Source organism: Kitasatospora sp. NPDC007106 (genome assembly GCF_040634455.1).
In the GTDB taxonomy this organism is placed as follows: domain Bacteria; phylum Actinomycetota; class Actinomycetes; order Streptomycetales; family Streptomycetaceae; genus Kitasatospora; species Kitasatospora arboriphila.
In genome coordinates this window covers 1-3360 of the sequence record NZ_JBEYFP010000648.1, presented here as the reverse complement: position 1 = coordinate 3360, position 3360 = coordinate 1, and the positions used below count along the sequence as shown (strand labels likewise).

At 76.2% G+C, this 3360-nt stretch carries 5 protein-coding genes and 1 pseudogene; 3 read left to right on the top strand and 3 right to left on the bottom strand.

Annotation, left to right across the window (positions count from 1 at the left end; translation table 11 throughout):
- Together ABZ641_RS30115 and ABZ641_RS30110 are read left to right on the top strand one after the other, a co-directional pair.
- Positions 1 to 229, top strand: a pseudogene (locus ABZ641_RS30115) (M56 family peptidase); the annotation flags it as partial.
- The gene (locus ABZ641_RS30110) at positions 226 to 624 is read left to right on the top strand and encodes a hypothetical protein (RefSeq protein ID WP_359986833.1); all 399 of its coding nucleotides are present in this window, start codon (positions 226 to 228) and stop codon (positions 622 to 624) included. The pseudogene ABZ641_RS30115 and the gene ABZ641_RS30110, both read left to right, overlap by 4 nt.
- A gap of 32 nt (positions 625 to 656) precedes the next feature.
- Here the strand turns inward: ABZ641_RS30110 and ABZ641_RS30105 are convergent, their stop codons facing one another.
- Entirely contained in the window at positions 657 to 863 is a 207-nt protein-coding gene (locus ABZ641_RS30105) for a hypothetical protein (RefSeq protein WP_359986830.1), read from the bottom strand.
- Positions 860 to 1525, bottom strand: coding sequence for a methyltransferase domain-containing protein (locus tag ABZ641_RS30100; RefSeq protein ID WP_359986827.1), 666 nt, complete (start codon positions 1523 to 1525; stop codon positions 860 to 862). The genes ABZ641_RS30105 and ABZ641_RS30100 overlap by 4 nt, the downstream gene beginning before the upstream one ends.
- A gap of 84 nt (positions 1526 to 1609) precedes the next feature.
- Here ABZ641_RS30100 and ABZ641_RS30095 point away from each other — a divergent pair, with 84 nt between their 5' ends.
- A complete protein-coding gene (locus tag ABZ641_RS30095; RefSeq protein WP_344627011.1) occupies positions 1610 to 2254 on the top strand; it encodes a TetR/AcrR family transcriptional regulator in 645 nt (214 codons plus the stop codon).
- A 280-nt stretch (positions 2255 to 2534) separates the two neighbouring features.
- Here ABZ641_RS30095 and ABZ641_RS30090 read toward each other — a convergent pair whose 3' ends face one another.
- A complete protein-coding gene (locus ABZ641_RS30090; protein WP_359986824.1) occupies positions 2535 to 3164 on the bottom strand; it encodes a phosphatase PAP2 family protein in 630 nt (209 codons plus the stop codon).
- Positions 3165 to 3360 lie beyond the last annotated feature (196 nt).

Genomic DNA, 3360 nt, shown 5'->3' with positions numbered 1-3360 from the left:
ACCGCGCGGGGCCGCCCTCCCCGCCGCCCACACCGGACCGGTCCCGGTCCGCGTCGCCGCGCTGCTGGCCCCCGCCCCGCGGGCCCCCCGCGGCCGCCTCCTCCACCTGGTCGTGGCCGGCCTGCTCGCCGTCGTCGGCACCACCGCCGCCACCGGCCTCGGCTCCGCCTACGACCTCCACGAGTACGTCGAACAGGGCCAGGCCACCACCTCCCCGGCCGGCCGGTGACCGACCCGCTGGACGCGGCCGAACGACTCGCCCGGCGCGTCCGCGACGCCCTCACCGCGGCGGGTCTGCCGGTGGTCGACCCCGGACCGGACGAGGAGCCCGCCAGCGGCGGCGCCCAGGTCCGGGTCGACACCTGGAACCGGCACTTCTTCGGCCTGGCACCCGAGGTGGTCGTCACCTGGTGGACGGGCCCGCAGCTGCGGGCCGACATGGTCGCCGCGGTGATGCGCAAGGACCTCGAACACCCGTCGGTCCGACGCTCCGGCGGGACGCACGAGGCCATGTGCGCGGCCCTCCTCGCCGTCCTGACGAGCGCGGGCTTCACCGCCCGGGAGCACGACAACGACATGGCCCCCTTCAACGTCCGCGTCCTCGCCGGACCCGCGGACGGCTGACCTCCCGGGCCGGGGCCCGCGTCCCACTGCCGCTATCCGTTCTCCGCCCGGTACGGGCGCGCCCGGTCGCGCAGCACCCGGCGGGCCGCCACCCCGGCGGCGAGGTGGCAGGCCAGACCGACCGGGACGGCCACCAGCGGGACCTTGGTGCCGAGCCACAGGTGGAACCCGAGGCCGCCGGCGACCAGGGCGAGGGCCCCGATCCGCAGGGCACGGTTCGCCCGCAGGGCCGCGGTCATGCGGGCGAACCCGGGTTGACCGCCTGCACGTAGTGGATCCAGGGGCGCAGGTCGCCCGTCCGGACCTCGGTGAAGCCGGCCTGCTCCACCAGCGGCCGCAGCAGGTGGACGGGGTTGTGCTCCATCACCGGCCCGGTGACGGCACCGACCAGGTGGCGGGCGACCCGACCCGTCGGCGGGCGGAAGTCGGCGAGCAGCAGCCGCCCGCCCGGCCGCAGCACGCGGCGCATCTCGGCGACGGCCCGCTCGCGGACGTCCTCGGGCAGGTGGTGGACCATCAGGCTGCTGGCCACCACGTCGAACTCGCCGTCGCCTGCCGGGAGTTCCTCGGCGATGCCGTCGGTGAAGGTGCAGTGGCGGCGGTCGGCGGCGCTGCGCCGGGCGTGGGCGAGGACCTCGGCGGACGGGTCCACGCCGACCGCGCGGCCCGTCGGGGTGACGGCGTCGGCGAGGCGCAGCGTGAGGTAGCCCGTGCCGCAGCCGACGTCCAGGGCGCGGTCCCCGGGCCGGGCGCCGGCCAGCTCGGCGAGGCGGGTGTAGACGCGGCGGCGGCGTCCGCCGAAGAACACCGCGCCGAAGGCCTCGTAGGCGCGGGCGTGGCCGATGGTCTGTCCGGCCGTGCGGGAGTCCGCCGTGCCGTGCAGGAAGCGTGCGAGTTCCATGCCGGAACCTTTCTTAGTGGCGACTAAGTAACTTCAACTTAGTCGCCACTAAGTTATCTGGCAAGGGGCCGATAGGATGCCGGTGTGCCCGCCCCCCAGCCCGCCCAGAAGGCCACCCAGAAGGCCCGGCGCCCGCGCCTGAGCGCGGAGGACCGCCGGGCGTCGATCCTCGACGCCGCCACCGAGGTCTTCTCCGAACTCGGCTACCAGCGCGGCAAGATGTCCGAGGTGGCCCGCCGGGTCGGGGTCAGCGAGCCGGTCGTGTTCCAGAACTTCGGCTCCAAGGCCGCCGTCTTCGCGGCCGTCCTCGACCACGCGGCCGCGCTCATGTCGGACGGACTACGCTCCTGGGCGGGCCGCTGCCCCACCGTCGGCGCCTGGCTCGCCGAACTCCTCGCCCCCGAGCACCTCGCCCAGGTGCACGCCCGGGGCACCGTCGGCGTGCTCTTCGAGGACGCCATGACCCTCACCAGCGAACCCGAGGTCCTCGACGCGGCCCGCCGCGGCAATCAGACCCTCGCCCGCACCCTCACCGACCTGCTCGAACAGGGCCACGCCGACGGCAGCCTCCGCCCCGACCTCGACCCCGCCGCCGGTGCCTGGTGGCTGATCTCCCTGCTCTCGTCGCAGCGCTTCCGCCAGACCGTCGCCCCCGACCCCACGCACACCGAAACCGCCCTCAGCGCCCTGACCCTGCGGCTACTGGTGGGCGACTCCCCCGCCCCCTGACGGATCGGTCGAAGAACCACGGGGTACGGCCGACCTCCGTGCCGGACCGGCAACGGCGACCGGGCGTTCCCGTCGAGCAGGCGCCGTACCGCCCCTTGCCGGCGCGGTCCGGCGCGACCGCACGGCCGGGTCGGAGGATGCCTCCGCCGCGGTTCGGAACGTCCTGGAAGTGGCGCCGGACCTCGGCCGGGGCGATGTCCGTTCGGAGTCGTCCAGCGGTGTCCGAGGGTCGACGTTCACGGCCCGATGATCGCGTACACGGTGCCGATCGGCACGACCCCTACGGCCCGTCAGTCCCCGCCCGCCGCGGCCGCCCCGACGGCCACCAGGGGATGCGGCGGGCGAGCAGCGCCCCGAGGGCGAGCCAGCCGGCGGCGAGGAGCCAGCCGCCGAGGACGTCCAGCGGCCAGTGCACGGCGAGGTAGACCCGGCTCAGGCCCACCAGGGCGGCGAGGCCGAGGAGCACGGCGGCCCATCGGCGGCGGGTGGCGGGTGGGCGGCCGGTTGCCGCGAGGTGCCGGCTGACCGCCCAGGCGAGCAGGCCGAAGGCGGTGGCCGAGGTGAAGGTGTGGCCGGACGGGAAGGAGAAGCCGCTCGCCGACACGGCCCATCCGGAGGCCGGGGGGCGGGGCCGGCCGGAGCCGTGCATGATCAGGGTCCGCAGCAGTTGGCCGGCGCCGAGCCATCCGAGCGGGGCGAGGGCGACGAGCAGTCTCCGCGGTCCGGCCGGGACGCGGCGTGCCGTGAGCAGCCCGGCCCCGATCACCGCCGCGTACGGGACGAGGGCGCTGCCGAAGGACGTGACCAGGGAGGCCGCGACGCGGGCCGCACCGGGCCGGTGGCTGCCGGACCACTGGACCGCGTCCCGCTCCCAGCCGAACGGCGCCGTGCCGTGGACGGCGAAGAGCACGGCCAGCGCGGTGAATCCGGCCCAGGCTCCGACCAGGACGGCCAGGGCGGTACGGCCACCGCGCCGCGCCGCCGGGGCGTGCGTCCCGGGCGGCTGCTCCTAGGAGCTCGGCGACCTCGAACGCGAACTGATGCTGATCGGGCGCCACCAGGCGATGGGCTCGCTGCGCGCCGACCCCGGCGGCCGCCTGGAGCGC

Coding starts and splice junctions, on each gene's coding strand:
- ABZ641_RS30105 (WP_359986830.1), bottom strand. CDS start 863: ATGACCGCGGCCCTGCGGGCGAACCGTGCCCTGCGGATCGGGGCCCTC.
- ABZ641_RS30100 (WP_359986827.1), bottom strand. CDS start 1,525: ATGGAACTCGCACGCTTCCTGCACGGCACGGCGGACTCCCGCACGGCC.